24 protein-coding genes are annotated in these 21,031 nt (G+C 66.6%); 12 read left to right on the top strand and 12 right to left on the bottom strand.

Annotated elements, in window-relative coordinates; translation table 11 throughout:
• The first annotated feature begins 87 nt into the window (after positions 1-87).
• The 3 genes from HMPREF2924_RS21055 (at position 88) to HMPREF2924_RS21065 (ending at position 3,677) form a co-directional block, all read left to right on the top strand.
• A complete protein-coding gene (locus HMPREF2924_RS21055) occupies positions 88-1,005 on the top strand; it encodes a TIGR01777 family oxidoreductase (protein WP_003135111.1) in 918 nt (305 codons plus the stop codon).
• Positions 1,002-2,024, top strand: a complete 1,023-nt coding sequence (hemH, locus tag HMPREF2924_RS21060) for a ferrochelatase (RefSeq protein WP_003094982.1) — start codon at positions 1,002-1,004, stop codon at positions 2,022-2,024. Before HMPREF2924_RS21055 ends, hemH begins: the two co-directional genes overlap by 4 nt.
• 279 nt (positions 2,025-2,303) lie before the next feature.
• Positions 2,304-3,677, top strand: coding sequence for a spinster family MFS transporter (locus HMPREF2924_RS21065; RefSeq protein WP_003135108.1), 1,374 nt, complete (start codon positions 2,304-2,306; stop codon positions 3,675-3,677).
• 1 nt (position 3,678) lies between these two features.
• On the opposite strand, the gene HMPREF2924_RS21070 is transcribed toward HMPREF2924_RS21065, so the two are convergent.
• The 8 genes from HMPREF2924_RS21070 to upp all read right to left on the bottom strand — a co-directional run bounded on the left by HMPREF2924_RS21070 (position 3,679) and on the right by upp (position 11,730).
• Positions 3,679-4,626, bottom strand: a complete 948-nt coding sequence (locus HMPREF2924_RS21070; RefSeq protein ID WP_003135106.1) for a Csu type fimbrial protein — start codon at positions 4,624-4,626, stop codon at positions 3,679-3,681.
• The gene (locus tag HMPREF2924_RS21075; protein ID WP_023124830.1) at positions 4,623-6,995 is read right to left on the bottom strand and encodes a fimbria/pilus outer membrane usher protein; all 2,373 of its coding nucleotides are present in this window, start codon (positions 6,993-6,995) and stop codon (positions 4,623-4,625) included. The genes HMPREF2924_RS21070 and HMPREF2924_RS21075 overlap by 4 nt, the downstream gene beginning before the upstream one ends.
• 16 nt (positions 6,996-7,011) lie before the next feature.
• Positions 7,012-7,800, bottom strand: a complete 789-nt coding sequence (locus tag HMPREF2924_RS21080) for a fimbrial biogenesis chaperone (RefSeq protein WP_003099335.1) — start codon at positions 7,798-7,800, stop codon at positions 7,012-7,014.
• Between the two features lie 18 nt (positions 7,801-7,818).
• The gene (locus tag HMPREF2924_RS21085) at positions 7,819-8,361 is read right to left on the bottom strand and encodes a Csu type fimbrial protein (RefSeq protein ID WP_003125348.1); all 543 of its coding nucleotides are present in this window, start codon (positions 8,359-8,361) and stop codon (positions 7,819-7,821) included.
• Positions 8,361-8,894, bottom strand: coding sequence for a Csu type fimbrial protein (locus HMPREF2924_RS21090; protein WP_003135089.1), 534 nt, complete (start codon positions 8,892-8,894; stop codon positions 8,361-8,363). The genes HMPREF2924_RS21085 and HMPREF2924_RS21090 overlap by 1 nt, the downstream gene beginning before the upstream one ends.
• A 30-nt stretch (positions 8,895-8,924) precedes the next feature.
• On the bottom strand, positions 8,925-9,473 hold the full coding sequence (locus tag HMPREF2924_RS21095; protein WP_003135087.1) for a Csu type fimbrial protein: 549 nt from the start codon (positions 9,471-9,473) through the stop codon (positions 8,925-8,927).
• 332 nt (positions 9,474-9,805) lie between these two features.
• Complete coding sequence (locus HMPREF2924_RS21100) at positions 9,806-11,089, bottom strand: uracil-xanthine permease family protein (RefSeq protein ID WP_003094970.1); 1,284 nt, start codon at positions 11,087-11,089, stop codon at positions 9,806-9,808.
• A 2-nt stretch (positions 11,090-11,091) separates the two neighbouring features.
• The gene (gene upp, locus HMPREF2924_RS21105) at positions 11,092-11,730 is read right to left on the bottom strand and encodes a uracil phosphoribosyltransferase (protein ID WP_003094968.1); all 639 of its coding nucleotides are present in this window, start codon (positions 11,728-11,730) and stop codon (positions 11,092-11,094) included.
• A gap of 167 nt (positions 11,731-11,897) precedes the next feature.
• On the opposite strand from upp, the gene HMPREF2924_RS21110 reads away from it, so the two are divergent.
• The 5 genes from HMPREF2924_RS21110 to HMPREF2924_RS21130 all read left to right on the top strand — a co-directional run bounded on the left by HMPREF2924_RS21110 (position 11,898) and on the right by HMPREF2924_RS21130 (position 14,521).
• The gene (locus tag HMPREF2924_RS21110) at positions 11,898-12,455 is read left to right on the top strand and encodes a hypoxanthine-guanine phosphoribosyltransferase (RefSeq protein ID WP_003094967.1); all 558 of its coding nucleotides are present in this window, start codon (positions 11,898-11,900) and stop codon (positions 12,453-12,455) included.
• Between the two features lies 1 nt (position 12,456).
• The gene (locus HMPREF2924_RS21115) at positions 12,457-12,930 is read left to right on the top strand and encodes a WbuC family cupin fold metalloprotein (RefSeq protein WP_003094965.1); all 474 of its coding nucleotides are present in this window, start codon (positions 12,457-12,459) and stop codon (positions 12,928-12,930) included.
• A 62-nt stretch (positions 12,931-12,992) separates the two neighbouring features.
• On the top strand, positions 12,993-13,478 hold the full coding sequence (locus tag HMPREF2924_RS21120) for a hypothetical protein (protein WP_003094962.1): 486 nt from the start codon (positions 12,993-12,995) through the stop codon (positions 13,476-13,478).
• Between the two features lie 82 nt (positions 13,479-13,560).
• Positions 13,561-13,851, top strand: coding sequence for a PA4642 family protein (locus tag HMPREF2924_RS21125; protein WP_003094960.1), 291 nt, complete (start codon positions 13,561-13,563; stop codon positions 13,849-13,851).
• Positions 13,852-14,107: 256 nt separating this feature from the next.
• Positions 14,108-14,521, top strand: coding sequence for a VOC family protein (locus HMPREF2924_RS21130; protein ID WP_003094957.1), 414 nt, complete (start codon positions 14,108-14,110; stop codon positions 14,519-14,521).
• Between the two features lie 49 nt (positions 14,522-14,570).
• On the opposite strand, the gene mqo is transcribed toward HMPREF2924_RS21130, so the two are convergent.
• Positions 14,571-16,094, bottom strand: a complete 1,524-nt coding sequence (gene mqo, locus HMPREF2924_RS21135) for a malate dehydrogenase (quinone) (protein ID WP_003099345.1) — start codon at positions 16,092-16,094, stop codon at positions 14,571-14,573.
• 841 nt (positions 16,095-16,935) lie between these two features.
• Between mqo and HMPREF2924_RS21140 the strand changes: the two genes are divergently transcribed.
• Positions 16,936-17,523 carry a YajG family lipoprotein gene (locus HMPREF2924_RS21140; protein WP_003135085.1) on the top strand — a complete coding sequence of 196 codons (588 nt, stop codon included), beginning with the start codon at positions 16,936-16,938 and terminating at the stop codon, positions 17,521-17,523.
• A 57-nt stretch (positions 17,524-17,580) separates the two neighbouring features.
• Here HMPREF2924_RS21140 and HMPREF2924_RS36795 read toward each other — a convergent pair whose 3' ends face one another.
• Complete coding sequence (locus HMPREF2924_RS36795) at positions 17,581-17,787, bottom strand: hypothetical protein (protein ID WP_003094951.1); 207 nt, start codon at positions 17,785-17,787, stop codon at positions 17,581-17,583.
• 283 nt (positions 17,788-18,070) lie between these two features.
• On the opposite strand from HMPREF2924_RS36795, the gene HMPREF2924_RS21150 reads away from it, so the two are divergent.
• Positions 18,071-18,349, top strand: a complete 279-nt coding sequence (locus HMPREF2924_RS21150) for a hypothetical protein (RefSeq protein ID WP_003094948.1) — start codon at positions 18,071-18,073, stop codon at positions 18,347-18,349.
• A gap of 99 nt (positions 18,350-18,448) precedes the next feature.
• On the opposite strand, the gene HMPREF2924_RS21155 is transcribed toward HMPREF2924_RS21150, so the two are convergent.
• Positions 18,449-19,609 carry a 1-acyl-sn-glycerol-3-phosphate acyltransferase gene (locus tag HMPREF2924_RS21155; RefSeq protein ID WP_003135083.1) on the bottom strand — a complete coding sequence of 387 codons (1,161 nt, stop codon included), beginning with the start codon at positions 19,607-19,609 and terminating at the stop codon, positions 18,449-18,451.
• Positions 19,610-19,705: 96 nt separating this feature from the next.
• On the opposite strand from HMPREF2924_RS21155, the gene HMPREF2924_RS21160 reads away from it, so the two are divergent.
• Complete coding sequence (locus tag HMPREF2924_RS21160) at positions 19,706-19,888, top strand: CPXCG motif-containing cysteine-rich protein (protein ID WP_003094945.1); 183 nt, start codon at positions 19,706-19,708, stop codon at positions 19,886-19,888.
• Entirely contained in the window at positions 19,888-20,151 is a 264-nt protein-coding gene (locus HMPREF2924_RS21165) for a putative signal transducing protein (protein WP_003094943.1), read from the top strand. The genes HMPREF2924_RS21160 and HMPREF2924_RS21165 overlap by 1 nt, the downstream gene beginning before the upstream one ends.
• A 12-nt stretch (positions 20,152-20,163) precedes the next feature.
• Here the strand turns inward: HMPREF2924_RS21165 and HMPREF2924_RS21170 are convergent, their stop codons facing one another.
• Positions 20,164-20,868: an MgtC/SapB family protein gene (locus HMPREF2924_RS21170; protein ID WP_003094941.1), complete on the bottom strand. Its 705-nt coding sequence runs from the start codon at positions 20,866-20,868 to the stop codon at positions 20,164-20,166.
• Positions 20,869-21,031: the final 163 nt, after the last annotated feature.

The raw sequence follows: 21,031 nt of genomic DNA on the forward strand, positions 1-21,031 counted from the left end.
GAATGGGGGGAGGATGCACGGTCATCGGGCAGATCGATGTCCAGGGTCCAGACTGAAAGGGCACGCAGGCAAAACGAGGAGACAGCCATGCACATTCTCTTGACCGGCGGTACCGGCCTGATGGGACGCCGCCTGTGCGCCCGCTGGCGACAGGCCGGGCACCGGCTGACCGTGTTCAGCCGGCGGCCGCAGCAGGTGGAATCGCTGTGCGGCGCCGGCGTGCGCGGCATCGATCGTTTCGACGAGTACGGCGACCAGCCGCTCGACGCGGTGGTCAACCTGGCCGGCGAGCCGATCGCGGACAAACCCTGGAGCCACAAGCGCAAGGCGCTGCTGTGGGAAAGCCGGGTACGCCTTACCGAGCGCCTGGTGGAATGGCTGGACGCTCGCGAGCAGCGCCCGGACCTTCTGTTATCGGGTTCTGCGGTGGGTTGGTATGGCGACAGCGGCGAGCGCCCGGTGACCGAGGAGGGGGCGGCGGCCGGCGAGGATTTCGCCAGCGAGCTATGCCTCGCCTGGGAGCAGATCGCCCGCGAGGCGGAGAAGCTCGGCACCCGTGTCGTGCTGCTGCGCACCGGCCTGGTGCTGGCCCCCGAGGGCGGTTTCCTCGAGCGCCTGTTGCCGCTCTACCGGCTAGGCCTGGGTGGACCGCTGGGTGACGGCCGGCAATGGATGCCGTGGATTCATATCGAGGATCAAATCGAGCTGATCGATTTTCTTTTGCGGCGGCCCGATGCCAGCGGTCCCTATAATGCGTGCGCTCCCAACCCGGCGCGCAACCGCGATTTCGCCAAGGCCCTGGGCCGGGCGCTGCACAAGCCGGCGCGGATACCGACCCCCGGGTTCGTCCTGCGCCTCGGGCTGGGAGAAATGTCCGGATTGCTGCTCGGCGGCCAGCGAGCCTTGCCGCAACGCTTGCAGGACGCCGGCTACCGTTTTCAATTCACCGACCTGGACGTGGCGCTGGCCGATGTCCTGGACGCCCGACGAAAGGATCAGGCATGACCGAGAATGCCCTGCTGTTGCTCAACCTGGGCTCCCCGGATTCGACCCGGGTGGAGGATGTCCGCCGCTATCTCGACCAGTTCCTCATGGATCCCTACGTGGTCGACCTACCCTGGCCGCTGCGGCGCCTGCTGGTGTCGCTGATCCTGATCAAGCGTCCGGCCGAATCGGCGCACGCCTACAGCTCGATCTGGTGGGACGAAGGGTCGCCACTGATCGTCCTCAGTCGTCGCCTGCAGGAAGCGATGAAGCCGCACTGGCCGCATGGACCGGTGGAACTGGCGATGCGCTACGGCCAGCCGGCCATCGAGAAGGTCCTGCTCGACCTGGCGCGCCGTGGTATCCGGCGGGTGACCCTGGCGCCGCTGTATCCGCAGTTCGCCGACAGCACCACGACCACCGCCGAACAAGAGGTGCGTCGGGTGATCGCCGCCCATCGCCTGGGCCTGGAGGTCAGCACGCTGCCGCCGTTCTACGACCAGCCGGTCTACCTCGATGCCCTGGTGGAAAGCGTGCGTCCGTACCTGCAGCAGCCCCACGACCATCTGTTGCTGAGCTTCCATGGCTTGCCCGAGCGGCACATCCGCAAGCTGGTGAAGGATCCTGCCCACGACCTGCTGGCCGAGAACAGCCGCAACGTCAGCCCCGAAGCCCTCGCCCTCTGCTACCGCAGCCAGTGCCTGCGCACCGCCGAGGCCTTCGCCGAGCGCGCCGGCCTGGAGCAGGGGCGCTGGTCGGTGGCGTTCCAGTCGCGCCTGGGGCGCGCCAAGTGGATCGAGCCCTATACCGACGCCAAGCTCGACGAACTGGTGCAGCGTGGGGTGAAGCGCCTGCTGGTGATGTGCCCGGCGTTCGTCGCCGACTGCATCGAGACTCTGGAGGAAATCGGCATGCGCGGCCGCGAGCAGTTCATCAGTGCCGGCGGCGAGGACCTGGTGCTGATTCCCTGCCTCAACGACCACCCCGCCTGGGTCGGCGCCCTGGCCGAGATGAGCGGGCGCTTGGCCAGGCCGCTCTGAGAGCCTGTTCATGATCCGCTGCGCGGCGCGGTATGACGGCTTTGAAGTGCTCATGTGCCGCTCGTCAGCTCCGCTTCCCCGCCCAGCTCGCGAGATGCTGGACAGGCTCTGAGCGCATGCGGCGGCGAATGACCTAGCGGTCATTCGCCGGAACCCGCTTCCCGCATTCAGCAGTTCTATAGTCCCTTGCCCTGGGTATAAGCCCGGATGTTGCCGGCTTATCCTGCCTGTCGACCCTCCCTTCGCATCCGCCGCTTCGGCGGCGTCCAGGAGTTCGGCATGCATAACAACAATAACGGCTATCCCTCCAACCTTGCGGCCTGGACCACGGTGGCGATCCTCATGGTCGCCTATGTGCTGTCCTTCATCGACCGGCAGATCCTCAACCTGCTGGTCGGCCCGATCCGCCGCGACCTGGCCATCAGCGACACGGAAATGAGCCTGCTGATGGGCTTGTCCTTCGCCCTGTTCTACACCCTTTGCGGTATCCCGCTCGGACGCATGGCCGACAACCGCAGCCGGCGCGGTCTGATCCTGTTCGGCGTGCTGGTGTGGAGCGCGATGACCGCGGCCTGCGGTCTGGCGCGCAGCTATTGGCAATTCCTCACCTTCCGGGTCGGCGTCGGGGTCGGCGAGGCGGCGCTGTCGCCAGCGGCCTATTCGCTGATCGCCGACAGCTTCCCGCGCGAGCGTCGGGCGACGGCGATCAGCGTCTACTCGATGGGCATCTACCTGGGCTCGGGGCTGGCCTTCCTGCTCGGCGGGCTGGTGATCAAGTTCGCCTCGGCCCAGGGCGACGTGCACCTGCCGCTGTTCGGCGAGGTGCGCCCGTGGCAACTGATCTTCCTCATCCTCGGCGCCGCCGGCGTGCTCTTCTGCCTGTTGCTGCTGGCGATCCGCGAGCCGGCTCGGCGCGGAGTCGGCGCAGGCGTGGCGGTGCCGCTGGGCGAGGTCGGCGCCTACCTGCGGGCCAACCGCAAGACCGTGCTCTGCCACAACTTCGGTTTCGCCTGCCTGTCCTTCGCCGGCTACGGCAGCGGCGCCTGGGTGCCGACCTTCTTCGTCCGCACCCACGGCTGGGACGCCGGTCATGTCGGGGTGGTCTACGGCAGCATCGTCGCGGTGTTCGGCTGTCTCGGCATCGTCTTCGGCGGGCGCCTGGCCGACTACTGGGCGAAGCGCGGGCGCAGCGACGCGAACATGCGCGTCGGGCTGCTCGCCGCCTGGGCGGTGATTCCCTTCACCCTGGTCTATCCGCTGCTGGACAACGCCAATTGGGCGGCGGCGCTGATGGCGCCGACGGTGTTCTTCCTGAGCATGCCGTTCGGCGTGGCCCCGGCGGCGATCCAGGAGATCATGCCCAACTCGATGCGCGGCCAGGCCTCGGCGATCTACCTGTTCGTGGTCACCCTGTTCGGTCTCGGCGTGGGCCCGACGGCGGTGGCGCTGGTCACCGATTTCGTCTTCGCCGACGACATGGCGCTGCGCTACGCGCTGCTGCTGGTGACCCTGGCCGCGGTGCTCGGCGCGGTGGTCCTGCTGGGGATCGGCCTCAAGCCCTATCGCGCCAGCCTGGAGCACCTGAAGGACTGGAGCCTGCGACGGGAAGGCGAGGGCGGCGAGGATTGGAAGGCGTCCCGGCAGCCGGCCTGACTCAGTAGGTGAGGATGACCCGCACGGTATCGCTGTAGGTACCGGCGGGGACGTTGCCCTGTGCCGGGTTGACGATGGCCCGGTACGGCACGTTCTGCGCGGCGCCGCTACCGGTGCCTGCCTGGGTGTTGCTGGTGGTCCAGACCGTCGAGTCGCCCGGTTTGTAGAGGTTGTACTGGATCGCGTTGGCGCCGCTGAGCATTCGCCGCCAGCCGCCGCTGAAGTTGTTGCCGTTGTCGAAGCCGATGGTATAGGTGGCGTTCAGGGTGCAGCGCACGCCAATGTTCTGGTTCACCGCGGTGAAGGCCGAGACCAGCGCGGCGCTGCCGAAGCTGAGGTCCGGAGCGCTGTCGATGAAGCAGTCCTTGAGCACCGTCAGGGTAACGTTGACGCTGCTGCTGGCGGTGCCGTCGTCGTATACGCAGACTGGGCCGATGCCCGCCGCGCACAGGTACCAGGCCCAGTTCAGGCCGATGGTATCGGTATAGGTGCCGGCCGGCAGGGTCACCCCGGTGGCGGTGCGCAGGTACAGCGGCAGGCTGCCGTCGGTGGCGTTGAACAGGCCGAGGATGCCGAGGAAGGTGGTGCTGCTCCAGCGTACCGTCGAGCCGACGTTGTAGACGGTGCCGCAACCGTTGTCCTTGCAGATGCTGTAGGGCAGGTAGGTGCCGCTGGCGGCGTTGTACAGCCGCGGCGTGGTGCCCAGCGGATTGGCGGTGCTGGCGATGGTCGCGTCGATGGTGTTGGTGCTGAGGATCGACAACAGGCTGCCGGTGCACTTGAAGCCGGTGGTGCCGGTGATGGTCTGGGCGGTGCTGGCCACGGTGAACGAGCTCAGGCTGCCGAAATTGCCGGTGCCGGAGCTGGTGGTGCAGGCGGCGAGCAGCAACGGGCTGGCGCAGAGCGTAGCGAAGCCGAGCAGGCAGGCGGACGTGGAGTGGCGGCTCATGGCGTATCTCCGATGGGGGCCGAGCAGGCCAGCGGGCCGACCTGGCTGACGGTGGGTTTGCGCGTGTCCAGGCGGAAGCGTGCCTGGCAGGCCCGGCCGTCGGGGCGGACCACGCGTAGCTGGTTGTCGCTTTGCAATCCTTCGAAATAGACCTGGCCGTCCCAGCCGACGCTGGCGCGCTGGCCGCTGCCGGTTTCTTCGGCCCGGCTACCCAGCGGCAGCGGTTCGCCGCGCTCGTCCACCAGGCTGATGCTGGCGGCGACCACGGCACGGATCGGGAAATCCAGCAGCAGGCCGCTGCCCTGGCGTACCGCCACGCGCTGCTCGACTTCGGGCGCGCTGACGTTGGCCGGAAGGTCCAGCGGCTCGATCTGGAACTTCGCCGGGTAGTAGGCCGCGACCCAGGGCACCAGCAGATGGCCGTTGTCGTCGGTGCTGCCCATCAGTTGGTTCTCGTAGCGGATCGGCACCTGTGGATAACCCTTGGTGCTGACCAGGACGAAGGCGTCGTTGATCCGGTTGCTGGCGAACATGGCGTTGTCCATCCATACCAGCGAGCCGCTGAGATCGGCCCAGCGCGTGTAGTTGCCGGTCTCGCCATAGAGGCCGCCCTGCAGTTGCACGTTCTGCATGCGCCAGGTCAGGTCGGCCTGCTGGTAGCGGCTGGCGCCGCCGCCATAGCCGAGGTTCCAGCCGAGGCCGCCCTGGCTCGGCGTGGAGCGGCTCCAGATCACCCGCTCGCTGTAGCGCCGGTCGCTGTCGCGGGTGACGCCGATGTTCAGCAGGCCGTTGATGTCGAAGGGAATCACCAGTTGCATCAGCGCGCTGTAGCCGTCGCCGTCGAGATCTTTGTTCAGCGCCAGGTAGAAGCTGCTACGGCTGCCGATCGGGCGGCTGTAGGAGAGGTTGGCCAGGCGCGTGCGGCTGCCGTCGCGGGCGCGGATGTCGAAGTAGCCGGCACCGATGGTGCCCTGCTCGTCGAAGGTCAGGCTGGCGGTAGCCTGGTCGGTGCGCCGGCTCAACTGGTACTTGCCGTCCAGGGTGCCGAGGTCGCCATAGCCGGCGCTGCGCTCGATGTGTTGCAGGCTGAGGCCGAGCCGTCGCGAATAGTAGGAGTAGCCGAGCAGGTATTGCTGGCCGCTGTCGCCCTGGCCGTCGCTGCCGCTGGCCGCCAGGCTGAGGGTGCCGAAGGTGGCCACGGCGATGTCGCCGCCGATGCCGAGCAGGCGCAGGTCGCTGGCGGCCTCGGCGTGGGTGGAGAGGGTCAGGCGGTCGCTGACGCCGTAGCGGTAGATGCCGCTGGCGGCGTTGTCGGCATAGGAAAAGTTGCGCAGGCCGTAGTCGTCGCGCAGGCGCCCGACGGACAGGTCGAAATCGCTCAGGCCGCGCGCCAGCAGGGTGTTGGATACGTAGAACGGCAGGCTGGTCACCACTTGTCGGCCCTGGGCGTCGGTGGTCACCACCGTGGCTTCGCCGGCTCCGTTGATATACGGCACGTTGCTGATGGCGAAGGGACCGGGCTGCAGGTCGGCGCTGCTGGCCTTGTAGCCGTTGATGAACAGGTCGACGGTGCTGGGTACGGCGGCCTGGCCGTCGAAGCGCAGCAGCGGATAGGTGACCAGGTCCGGACGTACGCCGAAGTTGCGGGCGAAGCGAAAGCCGCCCATGCGTACCGGGGTGGTCCAGTTCAGCGCGCCGTTGACGTAGTCGCCCAGTTGGTAGCTGTGCATGTTGCGTTCGTCGTTGTACAGCCAGTAGGTGTCGTAGCGCAGGTAGCGGCTGTCGAGGTTGTCGGCGTCGCCGAAATAGCGGGTGTAGACGCCGGTGTTGGAGATCACCCCGAAGCCGTCGAACAGACGTTGCTCGAGCAGCGCGGAAAGCCAGGGCGTGGCGCCGTCGGCGGGGTCCGAGTAGTACAGGTCGTAGTTGAACAGCGCGCCGAGGCTGCTGCGCGCCGGGGCGCGGGCGACCAGTCCGGGATCGTCGAAGCGCTGCTCCGGCAGCCAGTCCGGCGGCACTTGCAGGTGCAGTTGCTGGCTGGCGCTGTCATAGTCCGCCCGGACCTCGGGCAGGGCGTCCACCGCGACCTGTCCGGCGGGGTTGCCAGGCAGGCGCACGCCGGCTTCGCGCAGGGCCGCGGCGTCGAGCAGGTAATGGCCATCGGCGGCGTTGACCGGCACCACCTGGCCGCTGTCGCGGCCGTTGATCACCAGTTCCAGGTAGTAGAGGACGTTGCCGCCGCCGGACGGAGCGGGTTGCGGCGGCGGCAGTCCGGCCAGGTAGTCCGCCGCATGGACAGGGGAGAGCAGCGCCAGGCCGATCAGTAGCGAGCGGTGGTGGCGAGAGCGCCGCTGACACGGGCGAGGCACGGGACCGACGTCCGCCTCAGTACCCGGGAACGCTGATCGGCGCGTCGTTGTCCGCCAGTTGCAGTTTCAGGGTCATGCCGGCGTCCGGCAGCAGCCCCGGCGGCAGCGGCCAGCGCATCTGCCGGCCGGGCAGCACGTAGCCGAGCAGGCCGTCCAGCAGCGCCAGGCTGCGGCCGTTGCCCTCCCAGCGGACATGGCTGAGGCGGGCGTGCACGCTACCCTCGTTGCGCACCTGCAGGTAACGCTTGCCCTGTTCCTCGACCAGCCGCCAGGCCAGCTTCGGCCGGGTCGCGTCGGCCGGGTCGCGCTCGACATCGCTGCGGGGCTGGGTCCAGACGCCGTCGGCGCTGACGAACAGCGGTACCGAATAGCGCATCTGGAACTGCAGGGCGAGACCGGGGCTTCGTTGCGTCTGCCCCGCGCTGCCGTCGGGCACTTCGTCGATCAGCACCCGGTAGGCGTCCTCCGGCGTGCTGGGCTGGCCGCCCTGGCGGATCAGCCGGACCAGTTGCCGGCGGCCCGGCTCGACCTTGACGAAGGGCGGGCTGGGAATCACTGCCTGCTGGTTGCGATAGACGTCCTGGAAATCCGCCTGGGACCAGCCGAGCACGCGCACCTGCAGGGTCACCGGTTGCTTGCCGCGATTCTCCAGCCACAGCGCCGTGGCCGGTTGGTCGGCTTCGATGGCCGGGTTGATCGGCCAGATCAGCACCGCACTGGCGGCTTGTGCCGGGCCGCCCAGGAACAGCGCCAGCAGCGCCGCAAGCCAGCGGCCGGGGCGGAGAGGTAGGTGTGGACTGGGCATGTGATCCTCCATGACGGCTCAGAACGAAAGGGTGACGGTGACGGTATCGCGGTAGTTGCCGGCGGACGGCAGGCTGCCGACCGCGAACAGGCGCGCGTATACCGTGTAGGTCTGGGTGCTGGCGGGAAAGTTGGCGATGGTCCGCGCGAGTGCCCCGTTGCCCCAGACCTGGGAGTAGGCGGCATCCTGGTAGAGCTGGTAGGCGAGGGTCTCGTTACCGCTCACCCGCTTCAGGTAGCGCTGGCTGCTGCTGCCGCCATTGACCCCGTAGTCGAGGGCGACGGAGACGGTCATTCCCGGAGTGCAGGTCAGGACGATGGAGCCGGCCCCGGAGCTGCTGGCGACGTTAACCGGACTGGCCAGGTTGCCGAGGGTGCCGAAGCTCAGGGTGCCGAGGTCATAGGCGTTGTTGCTGATGGCGGTGCCGAAGGCGCAGCCGTTGGCGACCACCGCCTGGACCTGGAAGGCGCGGCTGATCGGCGATGGATCGGCATGCGCGACCAGGCTCGGCAGCGGGAGCAGGAGAAGCGACAGGAGTAGATGCCGGCTGGACATCGGCATCACCAGCTGATGGTCACGTTGACGGTGTCGCGGTAGGTCCCGGCGACCGGCGTGGTCTGTGCCGGCACCAGGCCGTAGATGGGGTACCACTGGTCGTTGCCGTTGCCGGTGGCGGCAACGCCGGTGGTGTTGTCCCAGACGATGCCGCCGGGGCGGTCGCTGTACAGGTTGTAGGTCAGGGTGAGGGCGGTGTTGGCGATGTTCGCCATGCGCCGCGTGGCGACGCTGCCGTAGAGCCCGCCGTCGAGCGTGATCGCATAGGTCTGGCCGCTGACGCACTTGACCCGGATGGAGCCTGCGCCTTGCTGGCTGGTGGCGCTGATGGCGTTGTTCAGGGAGGCGTACTGGCCGAAGTCGAGGGTGCCGAAGGTGATCGCGCCGCCGCTGCCGACGCTACCTGCCTCGCAGGCCGGGAGCAGCGTGGCGCTCAGGACGATGGTGGCGGTCTGCGCGTTTGCCGGGTTGCAGCCGAGCAGGCAGAGCAGTCCTCCGGTGAAGTAGCGGTTCAGGCTCATCGGTCCCCCCAGGACCATGCTGCCCGGCGCCGCGCCTGGCGGCGCGTCTTACCAGGCGATGGTGACCAGCAGGGTGTCGGTGTAGGTCCCCGCCGTCGGCGTGGGTGTGCTTTGTCCGGTGGGCACCACGCGGCCATAGAGGGGGATGTTGACCGCGGTGCCGGTGGAGACCGAGGAGATGTCCACCGGTGTGTTGGCCTGGATCAGCGCGCTGCGCGCGGCGTCCGAATAGATGTTGTAGGCGATGGTGCTGGTGGTGGTGGTGGTGTTCTGCATGTAGCGCTGGCCGCCGCTGGCGTGCAGGCCTGCGTTCACCGTCAGGCTCGGGGTCAGGCCGGTGCTGCACTGGATCTGGATATTGCCGCTGGTGCCGACGGTCTGCGCGTCGACCACGTTGGTGAGGTCGGAATGGCTGCCGAAGTCCAGGGTTCCCCACTGGTTGATACCGCCGCTGACGCTGCCGTTGATGATGGTGCAGCCGGCACCGATGACCATCTGCACTCCGACCTGGCCGATTAGCGTACCGGCGGCCTGGGCGGTGCCCAGCAGGCTGGCGCAGGCACAGAACAACAAGACTGCCGGAGTGCGTTTATTCATCTCTAACTTCCTGTCGATAATGAATGTCGGTGGCGCAGAAGGACGTTGGCGGATAAATAAAGTTCCCACGACTTTAAATGATCGGCCTTATATATCCGCCAAACTCGAAGTTCATGGCTGACGACGCGCCGGGTGCGGCGCAGAGCGGCTAGCCAGTCATGTTTGACTGGCTATATAGCAGCGCGAGTAAATCTCTGCTAGTCAGATGGCGTGGTTATTTGGGAAATGCAAGGAAGTTTAATTACAAAGTAGTAAGCGATTGACTACATGATTTGAAAATAACGAGGCGGGTGGAATACGGACGGAACAGCGAAGTGTTCCGCCCGTTGGTTTCAGTGCGAATCCTTGTGCTGTTCGTCGAGCGCCTTGTTCTGCCAGCCGTCGTTGCCCGGCAGCAGCAGGTTGAGGACGATGGCGACGATGGCGCACAGGGCGATGCCCTTCAGGCCGATGTCGTCGGGACCGGTACCGCTGCCGATCAGCACGCCGCCGATGCCGAACACCAGGGTCACCGAGACGATCACCAGGTTGCGCGCTTCCGAGAGATCGACCTTGTGCCGGATCAGGGTGTTCATGCCGACCGAGGCGATGGTGCCGAACAGCAGGCAGAGGATGCCGCCCATCACCGGTACCGGGATGCTTTGCAGGATCGCGCCGAACTTGCCGACGAAGGCCAGGGTGATGGCGATCACCGCCGCCCAGGTCATGATCTTCGGGTTGTAGTTCTTGGTCAGCATCACTGCGCCGGTGACTTCCGCGTAGGTGGTGTTGGGCGGTCCGCCGAACAGGCCGGCGGCCGAGGTGGCCAGGCCGTCGCCGAGGAGGGTGCGGTGCAGGCCGGGCTTCTTCAGGTAGTCCTGGCCGGTGACGCCGCCCACCGCGATGACCCCGCCGATATGCTCGATGGCCGGGGCCAGGGCCACCGGGACGATGAACAGGATCGCCTGCCAGTTGAATTCCGGCGCGGTGAATTTCGGCAGCTCCAGCCAGGGTGCGGCGACGATTGCGGCGGTGTCGACCACGCCGAAGACGAACGACAGGGCGAAGCCGACCAGCACGCCGGCGATGATCGGCACCAGGCGGAAGATACCCTTGCCGAATACCGCCACCACCAGGGTGGTGAGCAGCGCCGGCATCGAGATCATCATCGCGGTGCGGTACGGCAGCAACTCGCTGCCGTCGCCGGCCTTGCCCATCGCCATGTTCGCCGCGATCGGCGCCATCGCCAGGCCGATCGAGATGATCACCGGGCCGATCACCACCGGCGGCAGCAGTTTATCGATGAAGCCGGTGCCCTTGATCTTCACCGCCAGGCCCATGAAGGTGTAGACGAAGCCGGCGGCGACTACCCCGCCCATGGTCGCGGCCAGGCCGAACTGGCCCTTGGCGAGGATGATCGGGGTGATGAAGGCGAAGCTGGAGGCGAGGAACACCGGTACCTGGCGCCCGGTCACCAATTGGAACAGCAGGGTCCCGAGGCCGGCGGTGAACAGCGCGACGTTGGGATCCAGACCGGTGATCAGCGGCATCAGCACCAGCGCGCCGAAGGCGACGAACAGCATCTGCGCGCCTGACAGCACCTGGCGCCAGAGCGGCTCCTGGAAGGCATCGCCCATGTTCAGGCTTCCTTCTGCTTGGTACCGAAGATCTTGTCGCCGGCGTCGCCCAGGCCCGGAATGATGTAGCCGTTCTCGTCGAGCTTCTCGTCGATCGAGGCGGTATAGATGATCACGTCCGGGTGGGCCTTGCGTACCGCCTCGATGCCCTCGGGGGCGGCGACCAGCACCATGGCGCGGATTTCCTTGCTGCCGGCCTTCTTCAGCAGGTCGATGGTGGCGACCATCGAGCCACCGGTGGCGAGCATCGGGTCGATGATCAGCGAGCGGCGCTCGGCGATGTCCGGCGCCAGTTTTTCCAGGTAGGTGCGTGCTTCCAGGGTCTCTTCGTTGCGGGCGACGCCGACCGCGCTGACCTTGGCGCCGGGAATCAGGCTGAGCACGCCGTCGAGCATGCCGATGCCGGCGCGCAGGATCGGGACCACGGTGATCTTCTTCCCGGAGATCTTCTCCACCGTCACCGGGCCGGCCCATCCGGGGATTTCGTACTGTTCCAGGGGCAGGTCCTTGGTCGCCTCGTAGGTCAGCAGGGCGCCGACTTCCTGGGCCAGTTCGCGGAAGTTCTTGGTGCTGATATCGGCACGGCGCATCAGGCCCAGTTTGTGGCGGATGAGGGGGTGGCGGATCTCATGTACGGGCATGGGCGACTGTCTCCAACGGGGGCGGGCAAAAAAATTGCGCTAGCGTAATGCATTCCGCACAGTCTGGACCATTATTCTGATTCGCACTCGACCGCCGGGGGTTGCCCGATGGCGACCGGATGAGTACCTTTGCCGACTTTTTCTCAGCCCAGCCAGGGAGAAGCACCATGTCCGTCGATCTCGCGCACATCCGCCAAGTCATGGCGGAAGCCGACTGCCTGTTCAACAACGACGAGGTCGAGGCAGCCATCGGTCGCGTCGCCGAGGCGATCAACCGCGATCTCGGCGAGACCAACCCGGTGGTCTTCTGCGTGATGAACGGCGGCCTGATCTTCTCCGGCAAGCTGCTCCCGCTGCTCGACTTCCCCCTCGAACTGTCCTACCTGCATGCGACCCGTTACCGCAACGAGACCTCCGGCGGCGAACTGTTCTGGAAGGCCAAGCCGGAAATCTCCTTCATCGACCGTGACGTGCTGATCATCGACGACATCCTCGACGAAGGGCACACCCTCTCGGCGATCATCGACTTCTGCAAGCATGCCGGCGCACGCGCGGTGCACACCGCCGTACTGGTGGACAAGGAACACGAGCGCAAGGCCCGGCCCGACCTCAAGGCCAGCTTCACCGGCCTCTACTGCGCCGACCGCTACGTGTTCGGCTACGGCATGGACTACAAGGGCTACTGGCGCAACGCCGCGGGCATCTTCGCGGTCAAGGGGCTCTGAGATGGCCGGACCGCGCTACCTCGACCAGCAATTGTTCGCCGAACTGGCGAGCGGGGCGGGTAACGCGCCGCGTGGTCGCCAGCATCACAACTTCCACCGCATGGAGGAGCCCTGCCACCGCATGGCAGTGGGCCTCCAGCCGAATACCTACATCCCGCCGCACCGGCACCTGGATGCGGGCAAGGCCGAGGCGCTGATCGTGCTCAAGGGCCGTCTCGGCCTGCTGGTCTTCGCCGAGGACGGGGAACTCCTCGACAAGCGCGAGTTGAGCGCCGCTGGGGACTGCCCCGGTGTCGACCTGCCGCCCGGGGTGTTCCATGCCCTGGTGGTGCTGGAGCCGGACAGCATCCTGTTCGAATGCAAGGCCGGGCCTTACCGCCCGCTCGGCGAAGGCGAGTTCGCCAGTTGGGCGCCTGCCGAAGGCAGCGCCGATGCGCCGGCCTACCGGGACTGGATGCGCGCCCAGTTCGCCTGAGCGCTTCGGCGGCGGGTCGGCAGCCATGCTAGAGTGCCGGCTCGCCCTGTCCGGAGGTCCCGATGTTCGCCCGTAGCCTGTGCGGCTCCCTGCTCCTGTTCGTCAGTCTGGCCGGCCTGGCCGCCGAGAATCCCCCGATGCACGCGCGCTTCCTGCCGCCCGACGACGGCCAGTTGCGCCAGGAGGCGCCGGAGCAGCAGCAACTGATCCAGATCACCGAGTACAGCGTGGTGCTGGGCAACCAGCGGCAGTCCAACCAGCAGCCGATCCCGATCACCACGCCGACCCTGCTGCGCCTGAAGGGCAAGCCGCTGAGCAAGGGCGCGACCCTGGCCCAGGTGCTGATCCAGTTCGACAGCGAAGGCAAGAGCCTGAAGAAGCCGGTCTACGATGCCGGGACCCGCACCCTCACGCTCAACTACCCGCTGGCGCAGTACCCGGCGTTGCTCGACCTGCTGCGCAACCAGACGGTCTATTGCCAGTTCCTCGCCTATCCCAACGGCCATGTCTGGGCCGACCTGCACACCGGCGCGGTACGCGCGCGTTGAGCCTCGCCGCGCGCCGGGAGTAAACTGCCTGGCCTTATCCCGCGCCGGGCGAGCCCGGCCCCAGAGCCGTTGAGAGAAAGCGATGCGCAAAGACAAGAAACAGATCATTGGCGAAGAGATCAGTGACGAGTCGATCAAGCTGTTCCTCGGCGTCGAGCCGGCCGACGACACGCCCCCCTCGCTGCACAAGCTGATCAAGGCCTATCGCGGCCTGCGCATCGACGACTTTGAGCGCTTCCTCACCTTCTTCCGCGAGGCCGGCTACGATCTCGATGCGCGCGACGCCAAGGGCAACGACTTCGTCGCCCTGGTCGCCGACCAGCGCCAGGCCGCGCCCTACATCGAAGCGCTGCAGGCGGCCAAGGGCGCCTGAGCCGGCCATGCGGTGAAAAGCCCGCCCTTCGGCGGGCTTTTTCGTTGCGCGGCCCGCCGAAGAATCCCACCCGTCGGCGAACGCCAGCACCCGAATGACGGCTGGCGGTGGCAAGGGACGATAGGCATACGGGCCTTCTCGCATTGCGGAGCGCCAGGGAGACAAGGGGGGGCGAATGGCCAGGACTGCTTTATTCGCTCTGCGAGAGGCTGCTGCTTTTCTACACTCACAGGAAAAACAGCCTGCCGAGGTTCCCATGTACGTCCAGCCCTACGTCTGCTTCAACGGCCGTTGCGAAGAGGCCCTGCGTTTCTATGAACACGCCATCGGTGCCAGGGTGAGTTTCCTGTTCCGTTTCGACGAGGCGCCCGGTCCGGTGGTGGTGCCGGAAGGCTGGTGCGACAAGGTGATGCACGCCAACCTGCAGATCGGCGACAGCCAGATCATGGCCTCGGACGGGCACGGGCCGGCGTTGCAGCCGATCTCCGGGATTTCCCTTTCGCTGAATACCCGCGACCCGCAGCAGGCGCGGCGCTGCTATGACGCCTTGCTGGAGGACGGCGGGCGGGTCGAGCTGGAGTTGGGCAAGACCTTCTGGTCGCCCTGTTTCGGTACCCTGGTGGACCGTTTCGGGGTGTCCTGGATGATCAATTGCGAGGCCGGCGCCTGACTCCACAAATGAAAAAGCCGCCCGAAGGCGGCTTGTTCCGTAGCGCGGCTCACTCGGCGTTGACCGGGGCCTGCACGTCGTTCTTCGCGGTCAGTTCCAGCACCTCGCTGCAACGGCTGCTGACGCTGCGGTACAGCTCGGCGTCGCTTTCCAGCTCTTTCTCGCGAGCCGGGAAGATTTCCTTCAGCTTGGCGCTCCACTCCGGCGAGCGGGCCTGCTCCGGGAAGCAGCGCTCGATCAGGCCGAGCATGATCGAGACGGTCACCGAGGCGCCCGGCGAGGCGCCCAGCAGGGCGGCGATGGAGCCGTCGTGGGCGGCCACCAGCTCGGTGCCGAACTGCAGGATGCCGCCTTTCTTCGGATCTTTCTTGATGATCTGCACGCGCTGGCCGGCGACTTCCAGGCGCCAGTCCTCGGCCCTGGCTTCGGGGTAGAACTTGCGCAGGGCTTCCAGGCGCTGTTCCGGCGACTGCATGACCTGGCCGATCAGGTAGCGGGTCAGGTCCATGTTGTCGCGGGCCACCGAGAGCATCGGCAGGATGTTGCCCGGGCGTACCGACAGCGGCAGGTCGAGGAACGAGCCATGGCGCAGGAACTTGGTGGAGAAACCGGCATAGGGGCCGAACAGCAGGGATTTCTTGCCGTCCACCACGCGGGTGTCCAGGTGCGGCACGGACATCGGCGGCGAGCCGACCTCGGCCTGGCTGTAGACCTTGGCCTGGTGCTGCTTGACGATTTCCGGGTTGTCGCAGCGCAGCCACTGGCCGCTCACCGGGAAACCACCGAAGCCCTTGCCTTCCGGGATGCCGGAAAGTTGCAGGAGCGGCAGGGCGCCGCCGCCGGCGCCGAGGAAGACGAAGCGTGCCTGGATCTCGCGGTCGCCGCCGTTGCGGGTGTCCTTGACGGTGACCCGCCAGCCGTTATCGGCGCGGCGCAGGTGGGTGACCTTCTGGTTGTAGCGGATCTGCGCGCCCGGCTGTTGCGCCAGGTGTTGCAGGAGCTGGTTGGTCAGGGCGCCGAAGTTGACGTCGGTACCGCCCTCGACGCGGGTCGCGGCGATCGCTTCGTCGGCCGGACGACCCGGCATCATCAGCGGCATCCACTCGGCGAGGGTGGCCTTGTCCTCGGAGTAGACCATGGTCTCGAAAGCGTGGTGCTTGGTCAGCGATTCGAAGCGCTTCTTCAGGTAGGCGATGCCTTCACTACCGCGCACGAAGCTCAGGTGCGGTACCGGGTTGATGAAGGTCTTCGGCGAGCCGAAGGTGCCCTTGGCGACCAGGTGCGACCAGAACTGCTTCGACACCTCGAACATGGTGTTGATGCCCACGGCTTTCTTGATGTCGATGCTGCCGTCGGCCGACTGCGGGGTGTAGTTCAGCTCGCACAGGCCGGCGTGGCCGGTGCCCGCGTTGTTCCACGGGTTGGAGCTTTCGATCGCGCCGGACTCCTGGAGTTCGACGACTTCCATCTTCAGGTTGGGGTCGAGTTCCTTGAGCAGGACCGCCAGGGTCGCGCTCATGATGCCGGCGCCTACCAGCAGCATGTCGACTGTTTCGTGATCGTTTTGCGCCATTAACGCTTCTCCAAAATCTTCAGCACCAAATTGACGACAGACGGGGCAGGGCCGAGGCCGGTACGGGCCGGCAGGCAGCGGCGGAGGGAGCCGTCATGTCCGATTCTTCGCAACAACGGCGGGACGCCGGGCGTCATCGCCTATGGATGCCGGGCGCGGGGCTGGCGATCTGGCAGCCTGGCTGGCCCATGCGGGCATCCGGTCGTGCAAGCACATTCGCGACGGAACGGGCCGTCAGGCTCTGGTCATGAGGTATCCGCTGCGGTCGCGTCTGCGGGGGGCTGTTTCAAGCGCTAATGGCGCACTTACCGACGCAAAACTCTTCATTGCTCGCCACACTCTCGTGAAGTAGTGAAATACCTTCGATCCACGCTCTTTTGGAGACATGGGCCGGAAGGGCTCGTCTGTCGCGGGCATGCCTTCGCAGAATCGTGCGGGGTCATGCGGCATTCCTTGCCGAAAAACTCGCTACAGGCGTTTCAGGGCGTCTGCCTCATGGGGCAGCGCTCTACTGGCGGCTCTCTGTGGGGGGATGGCGCGGGGGCCGGAACCCGATCAGGAGGCGTCCTTATAATCGGGGGGCGATTATAACGGTGAAAATCAAAAAATACCCCGCTCCTTAGACTTTTTTCCCATTCCCGGTCACGAAGTGCCCGCCGGCGAAAGCCCCCTGGGACAATCCGCCGCGCCGTATCTGCCAAACGCCGGGCATGCGTGCCCTGCGCCACCTGCCACAGGCGAGGAACCGCGCCCCGTGGCGAACGTCCAAGGCAATGCTGCGGTGCCTTCGCGGCGCCGTTATACTGCCGGCCATTCGTGCCCAACCCATGGAGAGATGAGCATGCTGCATCGCCTGTTGCTCAGCCTGATGACCGCAAGCGCCCTGGTTCTCGGCGGCTGCGCCCTGAGCCCGCAACAACTGGACCCGCAACCGATCCTTAAAGGACCGTTGACCGCCGTCGGCCATGGCCAGCCGGTGGTGGTCAAGGTGGTCGATGGCCGTCCCGGCCCGTCCCTGGGCACCCGCGGCGGCCTCTACGCCGATACCAGCACCCTGACCGTCCGTAGCGAGGACGTGGTGCCCAAGCTCCAGGCCCAGGCCGAGACGGCCGTGCGCCTGCTCGGCTACACGCCTTCGGCCAACGCCTACAACGCGCCGCAACTGACCCTGACCCTGGCCGAGCTGAAGTACCAGTCGCCGAAGGACGGCGTCTACGTCACCCAGGCCGACATCACCGCGACCTTCCGCGCCGACGTGCAGAACAGCAGCCGGCGTTACACCGGTCGCTACGGCGCCTCGCTGAACCAGCGCTTCGGTATGGCGCCGAACCAGGCGACCAACAGCAAGCTGGTCAGCGAGGTGCTCAGCGACGCCCTGAGCCGCGTATTCAAGGACCCGACCATCGCTCAGACCCTCGGCCAGCAATGAGCCGGCGGTAACGAGAAAGCCCGGCGGATGCCGGGCTTTTTCATGCGCTCGGGAAACTCAGGCGGCCTGGTGGAACGGGTCCGGCTCGCCGATGCTGATGCGTTCGTCGGTCTCAGGCAGGTCGAGGTGTTCATGGCCGCAGGCGGTGCAGTACACCAGCCAGCGGTCGTCCTGGACATTGAAGGAAAGATCGACGATCACGGCCTCGATCTCGTCCAGGTGGTCGATCAGATAGTTATGTTCGTGGGGTGCGGTTTCCAGCATGACGACTCTCCTGTGTTGTCGTTTGCCTGGGTGGGGTTCTGTGACCGGCAAAGCACTTTCAGACTAGCTGGTCACGCTGGCGAGGCCGCGCCTTTTTTAGACGGATTGCTGCTAACCGCTGCGCTTCGTCGCGACAACCCGGTCGTCGCTGGCCGTCGCTCATGCATTCTGGATAGAATTCGACCAGTCCTTCCCCGCCGTCCCCGACGGTCCGTCCTGTCATCAGCTCACCCAAGGCGTTACTCGGTAGCCCCGGCGTGTTGTCCTGTTGCGGAGGTTATCGATGTCCTTGCAAGCCTTGTGGGCGCTGTTCCTCGCCCATCCCGCGCAGGCCGTGAACGGCCTTGCGCTGTTCTTCGGTGTCGCCGGCGCCTGGCTGCTGCTGGCCACCCGCGCACGCGAGCGTCGCGCCCTGGCGCGCTGGGCCGCGGAGGGCGAGGCGGGGGAGGAGGCATTGCCGATGGACGAGGCGACCCTGCGGATCAACCTGTTCTTCTACCGATTCGGCGCCGCCTGCCTGGGCCTGGCGCTGCTGGTCAGCTGGGCCAGCACGCGGTTCTGAGAGGGCCTGCCTCGGCGAGCCGAACCGCACGCGGATAACCGTCTGCGGGTTCGAAGCCGTTGCCCGATGGAGAAGCCCGGCGGCGCCGGGCTTTCGTCTTCAGGATTGCTGCTTGATCCGGTATTGGTTGAGTACCGGGTTGGCGTATTGCAGCACCAGCCAGGGGCGTTGCTCGGCCGGGCATTGCTCCAGGCGGCGGTTCCATTCCTTGCGCGCCTTCTCCAGTTCTTCGCTGCCGAACAGGCTCTCGGCCGTGGGGACGGCGAGGTCCGGGTCGCGGTTCTCGCTCATCTCGTAGGCCAGGTAGTGCACCGGGAACAGACGGTAGTTGCCGAGGATCTGCCGGTCCAGTTCGGCGGCCAACTGCTTGGCGTCGCTGAACTCGCCCTCCAGTTCGGCGCCGAAGTTGATGTGCACGCGGCCCTTGTAGCCGGTGATGCCCAGGGCGATGCTGGCATCGTCCTCGCCCGGCGCCTTGCGGTATTCGCCGGTGCTGGCGCGGGTGTGCAACTCGCGGGCCTTGGCCAGGTCGCAGGGGTCGTATTCGTAGCTGATCGACACCGGGATGAAATGCAGGGCGCGCACCATTTCGGCGAAGGGTTCGTCCTTGCGGCTCATGTGGAACATCTTGAGGATCGCCGAGTCGGTACGGTCATCGCCGTCCTTGGCCCGCCCTTCGGCCTGGGCGATCCACACCGACTGGCGGTCCTCGCGGATCGAGTGGTTGATGTAGGCGGAGAGCGTCTGGTAGGCGGCGAGCTTCTCGCGCCGGCCGCTCAGCGAACGGTGCACGATGAAGCTTTTGTTCAGGCGCATCAGGTCGCTGACGAAGGATTTCTGCAGCAGGTTGTCGCCGATGGCGATGCGCGGGGTCGGCAGGCCGGCGTGGTACACGGCGTAGTTGACGAAGGCCGGGTCCATCACGATATCGCGGTGGTTGGCGATGAACAGGTAGGCGCAGCCTGGCTTGAGGCGATTGACCCCGGAGTAGGTGACGCCATCGGTGGCCTTCTCGATGGTGTGGTCGACGTAGGGCTCGAACTTGTCCTGTAGCGTGGCGACGCTGCGGATGCCGGTGACCTCGCGGGCCAGGCGATGGGCTATAAGAGGTTTGAGCAGCCAACCGAGGGGACCGGCCAGGCGCGGGAAGCGGTAGCGGACCAGGGCGCCGAGGAAGGCGTCGTCGCTCAGGAGGCGTTGCAATACCGCGGGGACTTCGGCGTCACTGTAGGGTCGGATGGCTTCGAACTCGCCCATCATGCTTTCTGGTTCCATATGGATGCTGCGAAGGCCGCCCAGGGGGTGGCCGAAAATTGAACCGCGCGATTATAAACGGAACTCATAGGGGGTGCAGCGATGCTCGAAAGCCAGGCCTATAGCTGCCCTTACTGCGGGGAACCGGCCGAGGCGCTGCTCGACCTGAGCGCCGGCGACCAGCAGTACTACGAGGACTGCCCGGTGTGCTGCCGGCCGATCCTGTTCGACCTGCGCACCGATGGGCAGGACTGGTCACTGAACGTCCGCCGGGAGGATGACTGATGCAGCGCGTATATGAGCCGGCCGACCTGCTGGAGGCCGAGATGCTGGTGGGAATGCTCGCCAGCGAAGGGATCGCCGCCCATGTCAGCGGCCGCCACCTGGTCGGCGCCATCGGCGAACTGCCGCCTGGCGGACTGCTGGCGTTGTTGGTGGCGGACGAGCAGACGGAGCGGGCGCGGGAGCTGATCCTCGCCTACAACGCCGCCGCCCCGCTGGCCGAGGAGCCGCCGGAGCCCTGCGGCCCCGGCAGCCTGTTGTGTTGAGGCGGCCGCCGCTCAGTCGGCCGCCAGTTCGAAGACCTGCCAGCGCACCGAGCTGACGCCCTTCTCCAGGCTGACCCGGCTGACCAGGCGTTCCAGCTGCGCCGGAGCCTCGGGAGTGCCGAGCAGTTCGGCGCGGACTTCCAGCTTGGCCGGGTTGTCCAGATCCTCGCTGTGCAGCGATTGCAGGCGCAGGTCGCTGCTGCCGAGGCTGTGCAGCATCAGGCTGCGTACCTGGATCTCGTCCTCGGCGCGGCAGACGATCTGCACTTCGTAGCGTTGCTCGGCCTCGCTGGCCGGCAACACGTCCTGGCGGTTCAGGCGTTGGGCGATGTCGCGCAACAGGATGTTGGCGCAGAGCACCACCAGGCTGCCGAGCGTGGCCTCCAGCAGCAGGCCCATGCTGCACAGCACGCCGATGGCGGCGGTGCACCAGAGGGTGGCTGCGGTGTTCAGGCCGCGCACATTGAGGCCGTCGCGCATGATCACGCCGCCGCCGAGGAAGCCGATCCCGGAGACCACGTAGGCGGCGATCCGCGAAGCGTCGCCGGCCAGGCCGGGCACGCCCTGGGTCATCAGCACGAACAGGCAGGCGCCAGTACTGACCAGCGCATTGGTGCGCAGGCCGGTGAGGCGTTGGCGCAGCTGGCGTTCGGCGCCGATCAGGGCGCCCAGGACCAGCGCGACCGCGACGCGCAGGAGAAATACTTTCCAATCCATGTTTCACCTCGTTGCCGGCCGACGGCCGGAGCTGGCGCGGGCCGTCGGTCCGCGCGGATAAAGGACGATGGATTGCGCAGGACCGCGGCTTCCCGCTGCGCGTTGGCGCGAGGGAAGGGACACGAAGGGAAAATGGGGATGCGTCATCCCGGACGGGATGCGG

It is taken from the genome of Pseudomonas sp. HMSC063H08, from assembly GCF_001813645.1.
GTDB classification, from domain to species: Bacteria; Pseudomonadota; Gammaproteobacteria; order Pseudomonadales; family Pseudomonadaceae; genus Pseudomonas; species Pseudomonas aeruginosa.

Bases quoted from the DNA above. Each gene is read 5' to 3' on its own strand.
- HMPREF2924_RS21055 (WP_003135111.1), top strand. From the start codon at position 88: ATGCACATTCTCTTGACCGGCGGTACCGGCCTGATGGGACGCCGCCTG.
- hemH (WP_003094982.1), top strand. From the start codon at position 1,002: ATGACCGAGAATGCCCTGCTGTTGCTCAACCTGGGCTCCCCGGATTCG.
- HMPREF2924_RS21065 (WP_003135108.1), top strand. From the start codon at position 2,304: ATGCATAACAACAATAACGGCTATCCCTCCAACCTTGCGGCCTGGACC.
- HMPREF2924_RS21070 (WP_003135106.1), bottom strand. From the start codon at position 4,626: ATGAGCCGCCACTCCACGTCCGCCTGCCTGCTCGGCTTCGCTACGCTC.
- HMPREF2924_RS21080 (WP_003099335.1), bottom strand. From the start codon at position 7,800: ATGCCCAGTCCACACCTACCTCTCCGCCCCGGCCGCTGGCTTGCGGCG.
- HMPREF2924_RS21085 (WP_003125348.1), bottom strand. From the start codon at position 8,361: ATGCCGATGTCCAGCCGGCATCTACTCCTGTCGCTTCTCCTGCTCCCG.
- HMPREF2924_RS21090 (WP_003135089.1), bottom strand. From the start codon at position 8,894: ATGGTCCTGGGGGGACCGATGAGCCTGAACCGCTACTTCACCGGAGGA.
- HMPREF2924_RS21095 (WP_003135087.1), bottom strand. From the start codon at position 9,473: ATGAATAAACGCACTCCGGCAGTCTTGTTGTTCTGTGCCTGCGCCAGC.
- HMPREF2924_RS21100 (WP_003094970.1), bottom strand. From the start codon at position 11,089: ATGGGCGATGCCTTCCAGGAGCCGCTCTGGCGCCAGGTGCTGTCAGGC.
- upp (WP_003094968.1), bottom strand. From the start codon at position 11,730: ATGCCCGTACATGAGATCCGCCACCCCCTCATCCGCCACAAACTGGGC.
- HMPREF2924_RS21110 (WP_003094967.1), top strand. From the start codon at position 11,898: ATGTCCGTCGATCTCGCGCACATCCGCCAAGTCATGGCGGAAGCCGAC.
- HMPREF2924_RS21115 (WP_003094965.1), top strand. From the start codon at position 12,457: ATGGCCGGACCGCGCTACCTCGACCAGCAATTGTTCGCCGAACTGGCG.
- HMPREF2924_RS21120 (WP_003094962.1), top strand. From the start codon at position 12,993: ATGTTCGCCCGTAGCCTGTGCGGCTCCCTGCTCCTGTTCGTCAGTCTG.
- HMPREF2924_RS21125 (WP_003094960.1), top strand. From the start codon at position 13,561: ATGCGCAAAGACAAGAAACAGATCATTGGCGAAGAGATCAGTGACGAG.
- HMPREF2924_RS21130 (WP_003094957.1), top strand. From the start codon at position 14,108: ATGTACGTCCAGCCCTACGTCTGCTTCAACGGCCGTTGCGAAGAGGCC.
- mqo (WP_003099345.1), bottom strand. From the start codon at position 16,094: ATGGCGCAAAACGATCACGAAACAGTCGACATGCTGCTGGTAGGCGCC.
- HMPREF2924_RS21140 (WP_003135085.1), top strand. From the start codon at position 16,936: ATGCTGCATCGCCTGTTGCTCAGCCTGATGACCGCAAGCGCCCTGGTT.
- HMPREF2924_RS36795 (WP_003094951.1), bottom strand. From the start codon at position 17,787: ATGCTGGAAACCGCACCCCACGAACATAACTATCTGATCGACCACCTG.
- HMPREF2924_RS21150 (WP_003094948.1), top strand. From the start codon at position 18,071: ATGTCCTTGCAAGCCTTGTGGGCGCTGTTCCTCGCCCATCCCGCGCAG.
- HMPREF2924_RS21155 (WP_003135083.1), bottom strand. From the start codon at position 19,609: ATGATGGGCGAGTTCGAAGCCATCCGACCCTACAGTGACGCCGAAGTC.
- HMPREF2924_RS21160 (WP_003094945.1), top strand. From the start codon at position 19,706: ATGCTCGAAAGCCAGGCCTATAGCTGCCCTTACTGCGGGGAACCGGCC.
- HMPREF2924_RS21165 (WP_003094943.1), top strand. From the start codon at position 19,888: ATGCAGCGCGTATATGAGCCGGCCGACCTGCTGGAGGCCGAGATGCTG.
- HMPREF2924_RS21170 (WP_003094941.1), bottom strand. From the start codon at position 20,868: ATGGATTGGAAAGTATTTCTCCTGCGCGTCGCGGTCGCGCTGGTCCTG.